This window comes from Micrococcus cohnii (genome assembly GCF_014205175.1).
In the GTDB taxonomy this organism is placed as follows: Bacteria; Actinomycetota; Actinomycetes; order Actinomycetales; family Micrococcaceae; genus Micrococcus; species Micrococcus cohnii.
This window is the reverse complement of record NZ_JACHNA010000001.1, coordinates 802197-816998: the sequence shown is the minus strand read 5'-3', so window position 1 is coordinate 816998 and position 14802 is coordinate 802197. Positions and strand designations below refer to the sequence as shown.

Here is a 14802-nt window from a genome sequence, read left to right as displayed (position 1 = left end):
CCTTGTTTAACAGTTCAGCGAGCCGCATGGGTGTCCTCCAGAGTCGCCACAATCTCGTCGATCGCTGTTCTCAGCTCAGCCTGGCGCGCCACGATGCGCGCGATCTCGGCGTTCAGCTCCGTGATGTCGACGACCTCGCGGGTGTCCTCGGCCTCGACGTAGGACGACACCGCGATGTTGTACTCGTTGGCCGCGATGTCCTCGTTGCTGACGACCGTGGTGAAATGGTCCTGCGGCTCGCGCGTCGTGAACGCCTCGAGGATCCTCGTCCGATGCTCCTCGAGCAGCTTGTTCTTGTTGCCGACGCGCGTGAACTCCGCTGACGCGTCAACGAGAAGCACGTCGCTAGTCTTCTTCGACTTCTTCAGTACGAGGATGCACGTTGCGATCGTCGTACCGAAAAAGAGGTCCGGTGGCAGCTGGATGACCGCGTCGACATAGTTGTTGTCGATGAGGTACTGGCGGATCTTCCTCTCCGCCCCGCCGCGGTACAGCACACCGGGGAACTCGACGATCGCCGCCGTGCCGTTGACGGCCAGCCAGCTGAGCATGTGCATCGTGAAGGCGAGATCAGCCTTCGACTTCGGCGCCAGCACCCCAGCCGGCGCGAACCGCTCGTCGTTGATCAGGAGCGGATTGGCATCGCCCTCCCACTTGATCGAGTACGGAGGGTTGGACACGATCGCTTCGAAGGGCTCGTCGTCCCAGTGCTGCGGATCGATCAGGGTGTCGCCGTGCGCCAGGTTGAAGTGCGAGTAGTTCACGCCGTGCAGGAACATGTTGATCCGCGCCAGGTTGTACGTCGTCAGGTTGATTTCCTGACCGTAGAACCCCTGCCGGACATTGTTCTTGCCGAGTACCTTGTCGAACTTCAGCAGCAACGAACCCGACCCGACGGTCGGGTCATAGACCTTGTTGACCTGCGTCTTTCCAACCACCGTGATACGCGCCAGCAGCTCGGAGACCTCCTGCGGCGTGTAGTACTCCCCACCGGACTTGCCGGCGTTCGCCGCGTACATCTGCATCAAATACTCATAGGCGTCACCGAACAAGTCGATCGTGTTGTCCTCCCACCGCCCCAGCGGCAGGTCGCCGATCGCGTCGAGCAGCTTCACCAGCTTCTGATTCCGCTTGGCAACCGTGGACCCCAACTTGTTGCTGTTGACGTCCACATCGTCGAACAGCCCCTTGATATCGTCCTCGCTGTCCGTGCCGAGCGCAGACCCCTCGATGTTCTTGAACGCCCGCTCCAGCGTCTCGTTGAGATTCTCATCGCCCGCAGCGCCATCTCGGACGTTGACGAAGAGATCCGACGGCAGGATGAAGAAACCCTTCTCCTCCACGACCGCCTGGCGAGCGGCCTCGGCCTGGTCATCGGCGATCTTCGCGTAGTCGAACGCCGCGTCACCGGCCTCGTGCTCGCCCCGGTTGATATAGACCGTGAGGTTCTCAGAGATGAAGCGGTAGAACAGCATCCCCAGCACATAGGACTTGAAGTCCCATCCGTCGACGCTGCCTCTGAGGTCGTTGGCGATGCGCCAGATCGTCTTGTGCAGCTGTACGCGCTGCGCCTCTTTGGTGGTCGGTGCCATAGACTCGTCTCCTCCGCGCCACGGGGCCGTCACCGTGTCGATTGGTTTGACGTCACGATACCCGGCGGCCTGCCGCGCCTGGTCACAGCAGCCCTACCGCGTCGCGTAGAACGCCACCGCCGAGGCCGCTGCGACGTTGAGCGAGTCGACCCCGTGCATCATCGGGATCATCACCTTTCTGTCCAGGCGGTCCACCACGTCACCGAGCAGACCGTGGCCCTCCGTGCCGAATACCAGGGCGAGGCGATCGTGGTCCTCCTGCACCAGCGCCTCCAAGGAGATCGAGTCTGGCTCCAACGTCAGGCCGGCCACGACATAACCGGCCTCACGCAGGACCTCGATTCCTCCTGGCCAGGGGTCCACGCGCGTCCACGGCACCTGGAACACCGTTCCCATCGACACCCGGATCGCCCGGCGGTAGAGCGGGTCGGCACAGGTCGGCGTGATCAGCACCGCATCGACCCCGAGAGCCGCCGCCGACCTGAACCCCGCACCGAGATTCGTGGGCTCCACGAGGCCGTCGAACACCGCGATTCTCGACCGCACCGGCGAGGGGCTCTGTGCGCGGGAGGCCCCGGCCAGCACATCACGGGCATCGGGCTGGACCGGCCGGTCCATCGCCGCCAGCGCCCCGCGGTGCAGGTGGAACCCGGTGAGGGCGGCCAGCACGTCGTCGGGGCCGGTGAACACCGGCACGTGCGGGTGCGCCTCGAGCACGTCCGCGAAGGAATCCAGGTACCGGTGCGCGAGCAGGAACGAGCGGGGCGTGTGCCCGGCCGCCAACGCCCGGCGCACCACCTGTGACGACTCGGCCAGGTAGATCCCATGCTCGGCGTCCACGGCGCGGCGCAGCGCCGCGTCCGTCATGCTCGTGTACGGGGCCAGGCGCGGGTCCCGCAGGTCCTCGCCCGAGCGCAGCTCGACGCGGGAGCCGCTCATGACCCGTTCACCTGGCGTAGCACCATCGAGACCAGCCCGGCCAGCCCGACCACGACGATCACGACACGCAGCACGGTCGGCGAGATGCGCCGGCCGATGCGCGCCCCCACCGAGCCGCCGACCAGGGACGAGGCCGCGATCAAGGCCACCGCGGTCCAGTCGATCCGGTCGGAGGCGAACAGCAGATATGAGGCGGCCGCCACGAGGTTCACGCTCAGCGACAGCCACGTCTTCACCGCGTTGGCGTGCACGAGCGTGCCGCCGAGCAGGAACACGCCGAGGATGCCCATCAGCAACACCCCCTGCGCGGCCACGAAGTAGCCGCCATACACGCCGGCCAGAAACACCAGCACCCACAACGTGCCCGTGACCGGCCCCCGCGGCACGTCAGCGCCGACGGTTTCTCGTGCCGCTGCCTCGCCGGCGTCGGCACGGGCACTGCGGGAGCGCACCCAGGCCTGCAGCCGGGGCTGGAGCACCACGAAGGCCAGAGCGACGACGATCAGCACGGGCGCGACGACGCCGAACACCTCGGGCGGCAGGACGATCAGCAGGCCCGCCCCGGCCAGACCGCCCAGCAGCGAGGCGCTGGTCAGCGCCGGCACGACCGCGCGCGCCTGGCTCAGCTCGCGACGGTAGCCGAACACCCCGGAGAACCCGGCGGCCACCAAGCCCATCGCGTTGGAGATCTGCGCGGTCACCGGCGGGAACCCCACCCCGACCAGCACGGGGAACGTCACGAGCGTGCCGGAGCCGATGACCGAGTTGATCGTGCCGGCCCAGAACCCGGCGAGCAGCACGAGCAGGACCTGCCAGGCCTCCAGGCCCAGCACGTCAGTGGTGAGTAGCTCCGTCACGATCTCAGGCGTCCCTCAGACGGGGGCGGCCGGGCGCCTCAGCGGCGCGCGGCGACCGCCGAGTAGCGTCCGTCAGACTCGCTGACCCGCAGGGGTAGGCCGAACGCGGCCGAGAGGTGCTCGTCGGTGAGGGTCTCGCGGATCGGCCCGGCGTGGACCACCTCGCCCTCACGCAACAGCAGGGCGTGGGTGAAGCCCGGGGGCACCTCCTCGAGGTGATGGGTCACGAGCACGAGCGCCGGCGCGTCCTCGTCAGCGGCGACCGTGGACAGAGTCCGCACCAGGTCCTCCCGTCCGCCCACGTCCAGGCCGGCGGCCGGCTCGTCGAGCAGCAGCAGCTCGGGATCGGTCATCAGGGCGCGGGCGATCAGCACGCGCTTGCGCTCGCCCTCCGAGAGCGAATCGAACCGCCGCCGGGCCAGACGGGCCAGACCCCACTGGTGGATCAGCGCGAGCGCCCGCCCCTCGTCGTCGAGCTCATACTCCTCGCGCCATCGCCCGGTGACGCCGTAGGCGGCGGTGACGACGGCGTTCTGCACCGTCTCGGAGCCGGGCACCTGACCGGCCAGCTGTGCCGAGGACAGGCCAATGCGCGGGCGCAGCTCGAACACGTCGACCTCACCGAGAACCTCATCGAGCAGCCCCACGTCGCCGACACTCGGGTGCATGCGGGCGGCGGCGACCTGCATCAGGGTGGACTTGCCGGCACCGTTGGGGCCCATCACGATCCAGCGTTCGCCGTCGCGCACGGTCCAGTCGATGTCCCGGATCAGATCCTTGGCGCCGCGGCGCACGGTGACCGAGCGCAGCTGCACGACGGCATCGGGCTCGGGGGTGAACAGGTCGTGGTCATCGAACTGCGGCGAAGTCATGCGGCCCAGACTATCGCCGACTCCCGCGCCGACGCGCCGAGGCCCGCCCAGCCGGACGGGGCCGACCCGGAGCTCGTGCCGGCCGAGCGACCTCTCATCCGTCCTGTCGGGGTTCAGCAGATCAGCGGCTCAGGAAGTCCCGAGCTCCGCCGACCAGCTCGGTGTGGCCGACCTCGAGGTCGGTCCGGCCCACCAGTGCCGCGATCTGCTCGGCGAACTCCTCCACGGAGTAGAGCTTGCCGGCGGCCTCGCGCCGGGCCTCGATCGCACCGGGCTCGGCCCGGTTGAGCAGCGTGGCGGTGATGGTCCCCTCAATCATGTCGCCGGAGACGACGACGAAGCCGATGCCCTTGGCCTTCATCGTCTCGATGCGCTCGCGCAGCGCGTCCTCGCCGGCCCGCTTGGACCGGGCGACAGGCTCATAGGAGTCCATCGTCTCGACCTCGTCGATGAAGTGCGCCTGGTGGCTGGTGACGAACACGATTTGTCCGCCCTCGTCCATCCGCTCGATGGCGGCGTCGGCCAGCGCGGCCTGCGCGTCACGGTTGAGCTTCATGGCGTAGTCCTCGCCGAACTGGGACTCCATGCCGCCCGAGGCGTTGAGGACGAGCACGTCGAGCGAGCCGAAGTTCTCGATCGCGGCGTCGAGCAGCGCGGCGCGGTCCTCGGCGACGGTCACGTCCCCGCCCACCGCGACCGCCCGGCCGCCGGCCTCTTCGATCCGCTGCACGACCTTGTTCGCCCGGGGTGCCTTCTGCCGGTAGTTCACGACGACACCGGCGCCGCGCTCGGCGAGCAGACCGGCCGTCGCCGCGCCGATGCCGCGCGAGGATCCGGTGACGACGACGCCCTTGCCCTGCAGGTCCTTCTGGTTGCTCATGCTGTGTTCCTTCTTCCTTCTGCGGAGTGTGTGCTGCGACGCCGTGGCTGCGCGGGAGGGATTCCTGCGAGTCCAGGGCGGACGCGGATCCGACGATCGCTGGTGTCCCGGCGGTCAGTGGCCCATGCCGAGGCCGCCGTCGACGGGCACCACCGCACCCGAGATGTAAGCGGCCTGATCCGAGGACAGCCAGGTCACGACGTCGGCGACCTCCTCGGGCTGGGCGAAGCGTCCGGCGGGGATCGACGTCTTGTACTGCTTCTTCAAGTCCTCATCGAGGTTCTGGGTCATCTCCGTGTCGATATAGCCCGGCGCCACGACGTTGGCGGTCACTCCGCGCGAACCCAGCTCCCGGGTGATCGACCGGGCCATGCCGACCAGGCCGGACTTCGAGGCGGCGTAGTTCACCTGACCGGGTGAGCCGAGCAGCCCGACGACGGAGGAGACCAGCACGATCCGGCCCTTCTTCAAGCGCATCATGCCCTTGGTGGCCCGCTGCACCACGCGAAAGGCTCCGGTCAGGTTGGTGTCGACAACGGAGGTGAAGTCCTGCTCGGACATGCGCAGCAGCAGCTGGTCGTGGGTGATGCCGGCGTTGGCCACGAGCACCTCGACCGGGCCGTGGGCGGCCTCCACCTCGGCGAACGCCGCGTCGATCGAGTCCGAGTCGGTGACGTCGGCCTTCACAGCGAGCACGCCCTCGGGGCCCTCGCCCGAGCGCGAGGTAATCGCCACCTTGTCGCCGGCGGCGAGGAACGCCCGCGCGATCGCCAGGCCGATGCCGCGGTTGCCTCCGGTGACCAGGACGCTGCGTCCGGTGGGCTCGGTCCCGGCTCCGTCGGCGCGGGGCGTCGGGGTGGTGGTGGCGTCGGTGCTCATACGGGACTGCTCCTGCACTCTCGGGGAACGGAATCGGGCGGATCGACGCACGGTCCGGCGACTCGTCCCGCGCGTTCCTCGCCCACAATACGTTCCGCGGGGCACACCCGGGCGCAGACCAGGCCGTCGAGGCCGCCGTGCGCGAGAACGATGACCGACTCCGCAGGCTCGACGTGGGATACTGGTGGGCCGGACGGACCGGCTCGCCGGTCAGTCCTCCGTGGTCGACCGGGCCGTCTGTGACCGGTCGAGACCGACTTCTCAGGAGGTGCGTCGATGTCGGCGATCCACGCCGTCCGCGGCGGTCCCGCCGCCGTCCACTCCGTGACGACCGCGCCGGCGGCGCGCAGCGCGGACCGCGACGCGCGGATGCGCCGCTACGTCGTGCAGATGTCTGTGCGCACCGCCTGCTTCATCGGGGCGGTGTTCGCCCACGGCTGGCTGCAGATCGTGCTGATCATCGGGGCCATCGTGCTGCCTTATGTGGCCGTGGTCGCCGTGAACAACGCTCCGCCGCCCACCGCTGGTCAGATGGACCGCGAACCGGTCGATGCCCCCGCACTGACCGTCGCCCCGGACCCGGCCAGCCCCCGTTCCGACGACGTCGTGATCGACGGTGAGGTTGTCGACGAGACTCCGGCAGCGCCCACGGGCCGAGGTGCGGCGGGGGCGCTGACCGCCGGCGACGACCGGCGACACGCTCATCATGCCGACGAGGGGAGGACCGTGTGAGCGGATTCGACCTGCTGGGCTCGCTCGGCGACAGCGCGCCTGCGGACCGGTCAACGCGCACCGACGCCTCCGGCGCCACCGGTTCCGCGGCGGACGGGTCCCTGCCGTGCTCGCGACGCGGCTGCCGCGCCGCCGCCGACTGGGCGCTGCGGTGGAACAATCCACGCATCCACGATCCGCAGCGGCGCAAGACTTGGCTCGCATGCGAGGAGCACCGCGTGCACCTGAGCTCATTCCTCGGCGACCGTGGTTTCCTGAAGGAGACGCTCACCGTGGCCGAGCTGGCGGAGATCGACAAGGAGGGCACATGAGCGCCCACCACGCGCGCCGTGACACTGACCAGCGGCTCGACTTCTCCTTCCTACGCACCGCGCCATGGCTGTTCGGCTTGGCCGTGTGCGTCCTGTTCGCCATCGCGTGCCATCACCTGGCCCAGTGGCAGTGGGACCGACGCGTCGAGGTGATGCACCAGGTCAACCGGGTGCTGGAGAACTACGACGACGAGCCGATCTCCTTCGCCGAGAACCCGCGCCCGGTCACCGGATTCACCGCCGAGGACGAGTGGACGCCCGTCACCTTCGAGGGCGAGTACCTGGTGGACGAGACGCTGATCGTGCGCAACCGGCCCCGGGCCGGCTCCCCCGGCTACGAGGTGCTCGTGCCCTTCCGCACCGACGAGGGCACGATCGTCATGGTCAACCGAGGCTGGCTGCAGATCGGCAACACCCCGGGCCGTCCCGACGTGGTGCCCCAACCGGACCCCGACGCCCACACCGTCACCGGTCGTCTCCGCCCGGGCGAGCCTGCCCTCGACCGTGATGCGCCCGAGGGCCAGGTCGCCTCAATCGACCTGCCCGCCATCGAGGAGAAGTTGGGCGAGCCGATCGTGCGGGGCGCCTATGTTCAGATGATGCAGGAGTCTCCCGCCGCGGACCGGAACCCCCAGAAACAGGTGGAGCCGACCCTCGACGAGGGCCCGCACCTGTCCTATGCGCTGCAGTGGTATCTGTTCGCGCTGATGGGCTTCGCCGTGTGGGGCTACTCGGCCTGGCAGAAGGCCCGCAACGACCGGCTCGACCGGCTCGAGGGCTTCGGCGACGACGATGCGCCCATGGCCGCGCAGCGCCGCCGCCAGGCCCGTGCGGCGGCGAAGGCCCGCGCGCGCATGAGTGACGAGGCCGCCGAGGACGCGGCCGTGGACGCCGCCGAGCAGGTGCGCCGGCGCTGAGCGCACGGCGCTCAGGCTAGGGTGATCAGGTCCCGGTACTCGTCATTCCAGAGATCCTCGACGCCGTCAGGCAGCAGCACGACCCGCTCGGGATCGAGCGCCTCGACCGCCCCCTCGTCGTGGGTGACGAGCACGACGGCGCCCTCGTACTGGCGCAGCGCGTTGAGGATCTCCTCGCGGCTGGCCGGGTCGAGGTTGTTGGTCGGCTCGTCGAGCAGCAGGACGTTCGCACCGGAGGCCACGAGGGTCGCCAGCGCCAGGCGCGTCTTCTCGCCGCCGGAGAGCACCCCGGCGGGCTTGTCCACGTCGTCGCCCTGGAACAGGAACGAGCCCAGCAGGGTGCGGGCCGCGGTGTCGCCCAGGTTCGGAGCCGCATGGCGCAGGTTGTCCAGCACGGAGGCGGACTGGTCCAGCGTGTCGTGCTCCTGCGCGAAATAACCCAGCTTGAGTCCGTGGCCGGCGACGACGCGACCGGTGTCCGGCTGTTCCTCGCCGGCGAGCATGCGCAGCAGCGTCGTCTTGCCGGCTCCGTTGAAGCCCAGGATCACGACGCGCGAGCCACGGTCGATCGCCAGGTCCACGCCCGTGAAGATCTCCAGGGAGCCGTAGGACTTCGAGAGGTTCTCGGCGGTCAGGGGCGTCTTCCCGGACGGTTCGGGCGTCGGGAAGCGAATGGCGGCCACCTTGTCCGTGGCCCGCTCCCCTTCGACGCCGCGCATCATGCGCTCGGCGCGCTTGATCATGTTCTGCGCCGCGACAGCCTTGGTGGCCTTCGCGCGCATTTTCTCGGCCTGGGCCATCAGCTGGGAGGCCTTCTTCTCGGCGTTGGCGTACTCCCGCCGGCGCCGCGCCTCGTCCTGCTGGCGCTGTGCCTGGTAGTTCTTCCAGGACATGTTGTACACGTCCATCGTCTGGCGGTTCGCGTCGAGGTAGAGGACTTTGTTGACGGTCATCTCCATCAGTTCGACGTCGTGGCTGATCATCAGCAGGCCGCCGGAGTAGGTCTTCAGATAGTCACGCAGCCACACGATCGAGTCGTGGTCGAGGTGGTTGGTCGGCTCGTCCAAGAGCATGGTGTCCGCGTCCGAGAACAGGATCCGGGCCAGCTCGACGCGGCGTCGCTGACCGCCGGAGAGGGTGTGCAGCGGCTGATCGAGCACGCGATCGGGCAAACCCAGGTTTGAGGTGATCCGGGCCGCCTCGGACTCGGCCGCGTAACCACCGCGGGCGGAGAACTCGTCTTCCAGACGGGAGTAGCGGTTCATGGCCTTCTCGCGCTGCGTCTCGGAGGCCGAGGCCATCTCCTGTTCGGCCGCGCGCATGCGCCGGATGGTCTCGTCGAGGTCGCGTGCCGAGAGGATGCGGTCACGCCCGGTCTGGTCCATGTCCTCGACCTTCGGGTCCTGCGGCAAGTAACCGATGCGGCCCGAGGCGCTCACGCTCCCGGCGGTGGGCTGCCCCTGGCCGGCGAGCACCTTGGTCAGGGTGGTCTTGCCGGCGCCGTTGCGTCCCACAAGCCCGACCTTGTCCCCCTGCGCCACCCGGAAGGTCACCTCGTCCATCAGCAGGCGTGCGCCCACGCGCAGTTCGAGGTCGGTGACGGTCAGCATCGGGATACGGCTCCGGTTTCGTGAGGCAGTGGTCAGGTGCGGTGGTGGGCGGACGCGCGGACATGACCGCGTCGAGCCCCGCCCCGTACGGACGCGCCCGCCCACGATATACCCCTGCCGCGCAGGGCCCGGTCAGGATCGTCCCGGGCGCCACACGGCCGTCGCGGCCCCGGTCGACGTCGACCGGGCTGCTCGTGCCGGACGCCTCGTCCGCGCCAGCGCCTAGAATCGCGCCATGAGCTTCAACGACAACGTCCAGCTGGACCCGTCCCGGGCGCGCGCGGGAGGCGGCGGCGGACTGGGCGGGCGCGGCATCGCTCTCGGTGGCACCGGCGGACTCATCGCCCTGCTGATCGCCGTGTTCGCCCCTGATCTGGCGGCGCAGATCGGCATCAACCCGGACGGCACGATCGGCGGTGGGGCGGTGTCCCAGTCCCGCGAACACCAGCAGCCCGGCGGCACCGAGGGCGAGCTGGCCTCGTGCCGGACCGGCGCGGACGCGAACGAGCGCTCGGACTGCCGTGTGCTGGCCACCACGGAGGCCGCGGACGCCTACTGGGAGGAGCAGCTCTCCCGGTACCGCGACGTGGAGTTCCGCCCGCCCGGGCTGACGCTGTTCACCGGGTCCACGCAGAGCGGATGCGGCGCTGCCTCGTCGGACACCGGCCCGTTCTACTGCCCGGGGGATGAATCGATGTACTACGACGTGTCGTTCTTCGACACGCTCGAGCGTGACTTCGGCGCCGGGGGCGGACCGCTGGCCGAGCAGTACATCGTCGCTCACGAGTACGGGCATCACATCCAGCAGATCGTCGGATGGCTGCAGTACTCCCAGGACGGCCAGACCGGGCCGGAGTCGGGCATCGTCAGAGTGGAGCTGCAGGCGGACTGTCTCGCGGGCATGTGGGCCGGAGCCGCCTCCGAGACCATCGACCCGGAGTCCGGCGAGCCGTTCCTGGAGCCGATCACCGACGAGCAGCTGCACCAGGCGCTCGACGCGGCCCAGGCCGTCGGCGACGACCGCATCCAGCAGACGCACACCGGTCAGGTGAACCCGGACTCCTTCACCCACGGCACCTCGGCCCAGCGCGCCGCCTGGTTCCAGCGGGGCTATGAGGCCGGGCGGGCCGACTCCGACATCGGCCAGTGCGACACGTTCAACGCCCCGACGCTCGACATCTGAATCCCCTCCCCGGTGCCCGTATCAGGCCCGAGCCCGGCGCCGGACACGACGACGGCCCCCGCCCGGAGGCGGGGGCCGTCGTCACGAGGCGGTGATGCCCGAGGCTCAGATGTTGAAGCCCAGGGCGCGCATCTGGTCCTTGCCGTCCTCGGTGATCCGCTCGGGACCCCACGGCGGCATCCACACCCAGTTCAGGCGCCACTCGTCCACCATCGTGCCGATGGCCCGGGACACCTGATCCTCGATCTCATCGGTGAGCGGGCACGCCGCGGTCGTGAGCGTCATGTCGACCAGCAGAGCGCCGTCCTCGGCGTAGTGCACGCCGTAGAGCAGCCCCAGGTCGACGACGTTCACGCCGAGCTCGGGGTCGATGACGTCCTTGAGCGCCTCGCGCACATCCTCGACGGGAGTCTGGTCCTGTGCCATCGGATCAGGCCTTCGCCGCGGCGTTCTCGAAGCGCGCGTAGCCCTCAGCCTCGAGCTGGTCGGCCAGCTCCGGGCCGCCGGACTCGGCGACGCGTCCGTCCACGAGCACGTGCACGTGCTGCGGCGTGATGTACTTCAGGATCCGCGTGTAGTGCGTGATCAGCAGGGTGCCCATCTCGTTGGCCTCCTGGGCACGGTTCACGCCCTCGGAGACAATGCGCAGCGCGTCGACGTCGAGACCGGAGTCGGTCTCGTCGAGGATCGCGAAGGTGGGCTTGAACAGCTCGAGCTGCAGGATTTCGGCGCGCTTCTTCTCGCCGCCGGAGAAGCCCTCGTTCACATTGCGGTTCATGAACGCCGGATCGATCTGCAGGTTCTCGAAGGCGCCCTTGACGTCCTTGGTCCAGTGCCGCAGCGAGGGAGACTCGCCGTCGATCGCGGTCTTGGCGGTGCGCAGGAAGTTCGTCATCGTGACGCCCGGGATCTCCACGGGGTACTGCATCGCCAGGAACAGGCCCGCCTTGGCGCGCTCGTCCACGTCCATGGCCAGGACGTCCTCGCCGTCGAGGGTGATGGACCCGGAGGTCACCTCGTAGCGCGGGTGGCCGGCGATCGTCGAGGCGAGTGTGGACTTGCCCGAACCGTTCGGGCCCATGATCGCGTGCGTCTCGTTCGTGTTGATGGTCAGGCTCAGGCCCTTGAGGATCTCCTTGGGGCCGTTCTCGGTCTCGATCTGGACGTGCAGGTCCGTGATCTGAAGGGTTGCCATGGTCGTGTCAGCTCCTCGGTATGGGAAGTCGGGTGATCTCGAAAGCGGAGGCGGATCAGAGCGAGGCGATGCGCAGCTCGTCCTCCATGACGGAGACGAGCTGGTCCTCGACATCGGACACGCCGATCTTCTGGATGATCTCGTTCAGGAAGCCGCGCACGATCAGCTTGCGGGCCTCCGGCTCCGAGATGCCGCGGGCCATGAGGTAGAACAGCTGCTCCTCGTCGAAGCGGCCGGTCGCCGACGCGTGGCCCGCGCCCTCGATCACACCGGTCTCGATCTCCAGGTTCGGCACCGAGTCGGCGCGGGCGCCGTCGGTCAGCAGCAGGTTCTGGTTCTTCTCGTAGGTGTCGGTGCCCTCGGCCTCGGCACGGATCAGCACGTCGCCGACCCACACCGTGCGCGCGTCCTGGCCCTGCAGCGTGCCCTTGTAGAGCACGTTCGAGACGCAGTTCGGCTTGTTGTGGTCGACGAACAGGCGGTTCTCCAGGTGCTGACCGGCGTCAGCGTAGTAGAGACCGTAGAGCTCGGCCTCGCCGCGCTCGTCGGAGAAGCGCGCGGTCGGGGTCAGGCGCACCAGGTCGCCGCCGTAGGAAACGGTGACGTGCTTGAAGTGACCGCCCGTGGCGACCTCGGCCTGCTGGGCCGAGACGTGCACCGAGCCGGCGTCCCACTTCTGGATCGAGGTCACGTTAAGCGTCGCGTCGCGGTCGACGCGGTACTCGACGTTCTGGGCGAGAGTGGCCCGACCGGAGTGGGTCAGCACCACATCGGCGCGAGCACCGGACTCGACGGCGATCAGCAGGTGCGCCGCGGCCGGATCCTCGCCGGCGCCGGTCACGTCCACGCGCACCGGCCCCTCGACGTGGGCGTCCGCCGACACGGTGACGACGACGGCCTCCTCGAAGGAGTTCCACGCCGCGGCCGAGACGCGGTCGTCCGGCTGCAGGACTGCGCCGAGCCGATCGTCGTCGCGGCCCACGAACTCGACGGCGACGCCCTCGTGCTCCGAGACGGAAACCGTCGGCGCGGCGCCGGTCAGGCGCTGCTCGTCCCCGTCGGGCAGGTGGAGCCCGCCCAGACGCTTGAGCGGGGTGAAGCGCCAGTCTTCCTCGCGGCCGGACAGCTGCGGGAAGTCCGCGAGGTCCTTCGAGACGGTTCGGGCGCCACGCGAGTCCACGCCCTGCGTCGCCCGGCGGGCCGGGGCGGCCTTGGCCTGCGTGACGGCGAGCTTCTCGCCCTCCTCGCCCATGCCGGGAATCAGGGGCGCCTCGGCGCCGAGGGTCTGGGTCGTGTTGTCGGTCGTCATGGCCTCAGCCCACCGATCCTTCCATCTGCAGCTCGATCAGCTTGTTCAGCTCGAGGGCGTACTCCATGGGCAGCTCGCGCGCGATCGGCTCGATGAAGCCGCGCACGATCATCGCCATGGCCTCGTCCTCGGACAGTCCGCGGCTCATCAGGTAGAACAGCTGCTCCTCTGAGACCTTGGAGACGGTCGCCTCGTGGCCGAGGGTCACGTCATCCTCGCGGATGTCGATGTACGGGTACGTGTCCGATCGGGAGATCGTGTCCACCAGCAGCGCGTCGCACACCACCGAGTTCGCCGAGTTCTTCGCGCCCTCGGCCACCTGGACCAGGCCGCGGTAGGCCGCGCGGCCACCGTTGCGGGCCACCGACTTAGAGACGATCGAGCTCGAGGTGTTCGGCGCCATGTGCACCATCTTCGAACCGGTGTCCTGGTGCTGGTCCTTGCCGGCAAAGGCGACCGAGAGGGTCTCGCCGGTGGCGTTCTCGCCGGTCAGGTACACGGCCGGGTACTTCATGGTCACCTTGGAGCCGATGTTGCCGTCGATCCACTCCATGGTGCCGCCGGACTCGACGACGGCGCGCTTGGTCACCAGGTTGTACACGTTGGTCGACCAGTTCTGGATGGTCGTGTAGCGCACGCGGGCGTTCTTCTTCACCACGATCTCCACGACCGCCGAGTGCAGCGAGTCCGAGTTGTAGATCGGGGCCGTGCAACCCTCGATGTAGTGGACGTAGGAGTCCTCGTCCGCGATGATCAGCGTCCGCTCGAACTGGCCCATGTTCTCCGTGTTGATGCGGAAGTAGGCCTGCAGCGGGATCTCGACGTGCACGCCCTTGGGCACATACACGAAGGAGCCGCCCGACCACACGGCCGTGTTGAGCGAGGCGAACTTGTTGTCGCCCACGGGGATCACCGAGCCGAAGAACTCCTCGAAGATCTCGGGATGCTCCTTCAGCCCCGTGTCGGTGTCGAGGAAGATCACGCCCTGCTCCTCCAGGTCCTCGCGGATCTGGTGGTAGACGACCTCCGACTCGTACTGGGCGGCGACGCCGGCGACCAGGCGGTCGCGCTCGGCCTCCGGGATGCCCAGCTTCTCGTAGGTGTTGCGGATGTCCTCGGGAAGGTCATCCCAGGTCTTCGCCTGGCCCTCGGTCGAGCGCACGAAGTACTTGATCTGCTCGAAGTCGATGCCGGACAGGTCCGGCCCCCACGCGGGCATGGGCTTGCGGTCGAAGTACTTCAGACCCTTCAGACGAGTCTTGAGCATCCACTCCGGCTCGTCCTTCTTGGCGGAGATGTCGCGAACGACCTCCTCGTTCAGGCCGCGGCGTGCGGTCTCACCGGCGCTGTCCGCGTCGTGCCAGCCGTACTGGTAGGCGCCGATGGCGTTGAGCTCCGGGTTCTTCTCCAGGACCTCCGCGATGACGCCGGGGTCGGCGTTCGCGGTGGAGTCCTGCTGGACGATCTGATCGGTCATCTCAGCCTCTCCTCGTCTTCTCGTGGTGTCTCGTCGGTCAGGTCTGGGG

General features: G+C 68.7%; 15 protein-coding genes. 4 read left to right on the top strand and 11 right to left on the bottom strand.

Going from position 1 to position 14802, the window contains the following annotated elements; all coding sequences use genetic code 11:
• Positions 1–14: 14 nt before the first annotated feature.
• From HDA30_RS03825 to HDA30_RS03800, 6 genes are all read right to left on the bottom strand, one after another.
• Positions 15–1592 (bottom strand): type I restriction-modification system subunit M, encoded by a 1578-nt coding sequence (locus tag HDA30_RS03825; RefSeq protein WP_184241148.1) that lies wholly within the window; start codon positions 1590–1592, stop codon positions 15–17.
• Positions 1593–1685: 93 nt separating this feature from the next.
• Positions 1686–2531, bottom strand: coding sequence for a TrmH family RNA methyltransferase (locus HDA30_RS03820; RefSeq protein WP_184241147.1), 846 nt, complete (start codon positions 2529–2531; stop codon positions 1686–1688).
• Entirely contained in the window at positions 2528–3388 is an 861-nt protein-coding gene (locus HDA30_RS03815) for a TSUP family transporter (RefSeq protein WP_184241146.1), read from the bottom strand. Before HDA30_RS03815 ends, HDA30_RS03820 begins: the two co-directional genes overlap by 4 nt.
• A 38-nt stretch (positions 3389–3426) precedes the next feature.
• A complete protein-coding gene (locus HDA30_RS03810; protein ID WP_184241145.1) occupies positions 3427–4260 on the bottom strand; it encodes an ABC transporter ATP-binding protein in 834 nt (277 codons plus the stop codon).
• Positions 4261–4381: 121 nt separating this feature from the next.
• On the bottom strand, positions 4382–5140 hold the full coding sequence (locus tag HDA30_RS03805; protein ID WP_184241144.1) for an SDR family oxidoreductase: 759 nt from the start codon (positions 5138–5140) through the stop codon (positions 4382–4384).
• Between the two features lie 114 nt (positions 5141–5254).
• Positions 5255–6019: a beta-ketoacyl-ACP reductase gene (locus tag HDA30_RS03800; protein ID WP_184241143.1), complete on the bottom strand. Its 765-nt coding sequence runs from the start codon at positions 6017–6019 to the stop codon at positions 5255–5257.
• A 276-nt stretch (positions 6020–6295) separates the two neighbouring features.
• Between HDA30_RS03800 and HDA30_RS03795 the strand changes: the two genes are divergently transcribed.
• From HDA30_RS03795 to HDA30_RS03785, 3 genes are read left to right on the top strand one after another with little or no spacing between them, the layout of a single operon-like run.
• Positions 6296–6751 (top strand): DUF3099 domain-containing protein, encoded by a 456-nt coding sequence (locus tag HDA30_RS03795; RefSeq protein ID WP_184241142.1) that lies wholly within the window; start codon positions 6296–6298, stop codon positions 6749–6751.
• Positions 6748–7062, top strand: a complete 315-nt coding sequence (locus HDA30_RS03790) for a hypothetical protein (protein ID WP_343059291.1) — start codon at positions 6748–6750, stop codon at positions 7060–7062. Before HDA30_RS03795 ends, HDA30_RS03790 begins: the two co-directional genes overlap by 4 nt.
• Positions 7059–7979, top strand: coding sequence for an SURF1 family cytochrome oxidase biogenesis protein (locus tag HDA30_RS03785; protein ID WP_184241141.1), 921 nt, complete (start codon positions 7059–7061; stop codon positions 7977–7979). Before HDA30_RS03790 ends, HDA30_RS03785 begins: the two co-directional genes overlap by 4 nt.
• 11 nt (positions 7980–7990) lie before the next feature.
• On the opposite strand, the gene HDA30_RS03780 is transcribed toward HDA30_RS03785, so the two are convergent.
• Positions 7991–9589: an ABC-F family ATP-binding cassette domain-containing protein gene (locus HDA30_RS03780; protein WP_184241140.1), complete on the bottom strand. Its 1599-nt coding sequence runs from the start codon at positions 9587–9589 to the stop codon at positions 7991–7993.
• A gap of 235 nt (positions 9590–9824) precedes the next feature.
• Between HDA30_RS03780 and ypfJ the strand changes: the two genes are divergently transcribed.
• The gene (gene ypfJ, locus HDA30_RS03775) at positions 9825–10772 is read left to right on the top strand and encodes a KPN_02809 family neutral zinc metallopeptidase (protein WP_184241139.1); all 948 of its coding nucleotides are present in this window, start codon (positions 9825–9827) and stop codon (positions 10770–10772) included.
• Between the two features lie 105 nt (positions 10773–10877).
• Here the strand turns inward: ypfJ and HDA30_RS03770 are convergent, their stop codons facing one another.
• The 4 genes from HDA30_RS03770 to sufB are packed head-to-tail and all read right to left on the bottom strand — an operon-like array spanning position 10878 to position 14753.
• Positions 10878–11198: a metal-sulfur cluster assembly factor gene (locus tag HDA30_RS03770; RefSeq protein ID WP_158495893.1), complete on the bottom strand. Its 321-nt coding sequence runs from the start codon at positions 11196–11198 to the stop codon at positions 10878–10880.
• A 4-nt stretch (positions 11199–11202) separates the two neighbouring features.
• Positions 11203–11967: a Fe-S cluster assembly ATPase SufC gene (sufC, locus tag HDA30_RS03765; RefSeq protein WP_158495892.1), complete on the bottom strand. Its 765-nt coding sequence runs from the start codon at positions 11965–11967 to the stop codon at positions 11203–11205.
• Between the two features lie 55 nt (positions 11968–12022).
• Positions 12023–13276, bottom strand: a complete 1254-nt coding sequence (sufD, locus tag HDA30_RS03760) for a Fe-S cluster assembly protein SufD (protein WP_184241138.1) — start codon at positions 13274–13276, stop codon at positions 12023–12025.
• A gap of 4 nt (positions 13277–13280) precedes the next feature.
• Complete coding sequence (gene sufB, locus HDA30_RS03755; RefSeq protein ID WP_158495890.1) at positions 13281–14753, bottom strand: Fe-S cluster assembly protein SufB; 1473 nt, start codon at positions 14751–14753, stop codon at positions 13281–13283.
• Positions 14754–14802 lie beyond the last annotated feature (49 nt).